Here is a 2979-nt window from a genome sequence, read left to right as displayed (position 1 = left end):
CGCCAATACCGTGCAGACCACCGAAGGTATCGTGACTGCCAAAGTGGGCACCGGCTTCTTCCTGCAGGATAAGAACGGCGACAACGATCCGAGCACGTCCGACGCGGTCTTCGTCTACATGGGCAGCACCCCAAGCAGCGTGAACGTGGGCGACCAGGTGCGCATCACCGCCACCGTGAGCGAGTTCACCCCAAGCGGCGCAAACCGTTCCTACACCGAACTGAAAGACGCGACCACTATCGTTAGCCTGAGCAGCGGTAACAGCGTGGCAGCGACCAACATCACCCTGCAGGGCGCCAACCTGCCGGCGCTGGAAGGGATGCTGGTGCACTTCGTGAATCCGCTGGTGGTGAACCAGTCCGAATTCCTGGGCACGCGCGGCGAACTGACGCTGGGCTCCAGCCGTCACGAACAGCCGACCAACCGCTTCCCGGCACGCAGCGCACAAGCGACTGCGCTGAATGCTGCCAACGAAGCCGACACCATCGTGCTGGATGACGGCATCTTCGTCACCCCGACCGTGATTCCTTACATCGGTCAGGACAACACCGTGCGTGTGGGCGATTCGATCCAGGGTCTGACCGGCGTGGTGGACTACGGCGCGATCGGCGGCGGCGGTGCCGCATTCAAGATCCAGCCGACCGAAGCACCAATGTTCTCGCGTGATAACCCACGTGAAGGCGCACCGGTTCTGCCACAGGGTAATGTGAAAGTGGCAAGCGCCAACGTGCTGAACTTCTTCACCACCTTCACCAACGGTAACAACGTGTTTGGCCAGACCGGCCAGGGCTGCCAGCTGGGCGCATCCAACTCGAAGAGCAACTGCCGCGGCGCGGACAGCCTCGCCGAGTTCACCCGCCAGCGCGACAAGATCGTGGCTGAACTGAAGGCCATCGACGCCGACGTCTACGGCCTGATGGAAATCCAGAACAACGGCGACACCACCGTGCAGTATCTGGTCGACAGCCTGAACGTGGCCATCGGCGCACCGGTCTATCAGGTAGTACCGAAGCCGGCTGCAACAGGCACTGACGCGATCCGCGTGGCGATGATCTACAAGCCATCCAAGCTGACCCTGGTGGGCAGCTCGATGTCCGATGCTGACGCGATCAACAACCGTCCGCCAATGGCGCAGACCTTCCAGGCTGCCAACGGCGCCAAGTTCTCCCTGGTGGTGAATCACCTGAAGTCCAAGGGCTCCTGCCCAAGCGGCAGCGGTGCGGATGCGGATAACGGCGACTACCAGAGCTGCTGGAACGCCACCCGTATGCAGCAGGCTACCCGCTTGGTAAGCAGCTTCGTGCCGCAAGTGGTGGCCGCTGCCAGCGATCCTGATGTACTGCTGATCGGTGACTTCAACGCCTACGGCATGGAAGATCCAATCGCCATCATCACCAACCAGGGCTTCGAGAACCAACTGGAGCGCTTCGTGCGTCCGGTTGAAATCCCGCACTCCTTCATCTTCGACGGCACCAGCGGCTATCTGGACCACGCACTGGCCAGTGGCGCACTGAAGTCGCAAGTGGTGGGCGCCGCGGAATGRCACCTGAACGCAGACGAGCCGACCGTGATCGACTACAACCTGGATGGCAAGCCGCAAGACTTGTACACCCCGCTGCCTTACCGCGCTTCCGACCACGATCCTGTGGTAGTGAGCCTGGACCTGCAAGCGCCGTACACCGACGTGACCGGCCAGCTGAAGACTGTCACCACCGGCTATGTGTTCAACCGCATCACCAAGAAAGCAACCAGCAGCGTGCAGCTGACGAACAATGGCGACGCAGCCGTGGCCGGCCCACTGCAGCTGGAGTTCCAGTCCCTGACCCCAGGCGTGACCCTGGCGAATGCGACCGGCACCGACAACGGCAACCCTGTGATCACCGTGCCTAACGGCCTGGTATCCGCCGGCGGCACTGTGACCGTTCCACTGCAATTCAACGATCCATCGCTGGGCGCCATCAGCTATACGCTCAAAGTTTTCAGCGGTAACTTCTAAGGGAATAAAACATGTTCGCAACGACTTTCAAACAACTGCTGGGCCGCGCGGCCCTGGCCCTGAGCCTGGTACTGAGTRCTAACGCCGCCATGGCGGACGTGATGCTGACCGTCAAGGTCAACACCGCTTCCTTTGGCACCGATGGCTACCTGGACTTCCAGTTCAACGGCGCCGGGATGGGCGAACCCGTGGCGACCGCCACCATGAGCCAGCTGAACGGCTTCGATATGAGCCAGTTCTCGCCAATGGGCGACGTGACCCAGATCGGCAACGACTTCAAGTTCGTCAACACGGCGGGCTTGAACGACTTGCTGTATGCGGCGACCTTTGGCGGCATGTTCAGCTTCAACCTGACTTTCGCCGGCGATGCCATCGACACTGCAACTTCGCGCTTCTCGGTGCAGGCCATGGACTCGTTGGGCAACCCGGTTGGCAGTCTGGCTGATACGGTGCTGCTGACCCTGGACTGGACCAAGATCGACCCGAACGCCGCAGCTGGCGTGGTGGGCAATGTGCTGGACGACAGCGCATCCGTTACGGACGCGCCTTCCGCTGCCGTGCCGGAACCATCGTCCATCGCGATGGCGATGCTGGGTCTGGGCATGCTGGGCTTCGTACGCCGCAAGCGCGCCTGATCTGACGCATCTGCGCCACAGGCGCTCAAGGGCACCTGAGCTGCGAAAGCGGTTCAGGTGCTTTTTCTTTTGTGGCGGGCAGAGCGATACCGGCCATTTATTTGGATTCGATATTAATACTTAAACAAAATTGTATTAGTGCGAACATTGCAATATCGGGCATATTTGCGCCAACTCACTGCGCAGATGCAGCTATGTCCATTCATATTCTCATCATCGACAGCGATCCCGGCGCCCAGCAACTACTGGCGCTGAACCTCGGCCAGGCGGGCTTCGAGGCGCGCGCCGTGCCCGATGCCGAGAGCGCCTTGCCGCAGCTGGCGTGCATTTGCCGCAGCTGGCGTGCAT

The 2979-nt window shown here is 61.1% G+C and carries 2 protein-coding genes; both read left to right on the top strand.

The genetic code is table 11. The features are described from left to right. The coding region (locus AB4Z11_RS28110; RefSeq protein ID WP_442029122.1) for an ExeM/NucH family extracellular endonuclease at positions 1 to 1996 on the top strand (1996 nt) is incomplete at its 5' end. 11 nt (positions 1997 to 2007) lie between these two features. Continuing rightward, a complete protein-coding gene (locus AB4Z11_RS28105) occupies positions 2008 to 2631 on the top strand; it encodes an NF038129 family PEP-CTERM protein (RefSeq protein ID WP_442029121.1) in 624 nt (207 codons plus the stop codon). Positions 2632 to 2979: the final 348 nt, after the last annotated feature.

Origin of the sequence: Pseudoduganella sp. RAF53_2 (genome assembly GCF_052113985.1) — a bacterium.
Taxonomy (GTDB): Bacteria; Pseudomonadota; Gammaproteobacteria; order Burkholderiales; family Burkholderiaceae_D; genus Rugamonas.
Note: the sequence above shows the minus strand (reverse complement) of the source record. Positions and strands in the feature narration are given on the sequence as shown.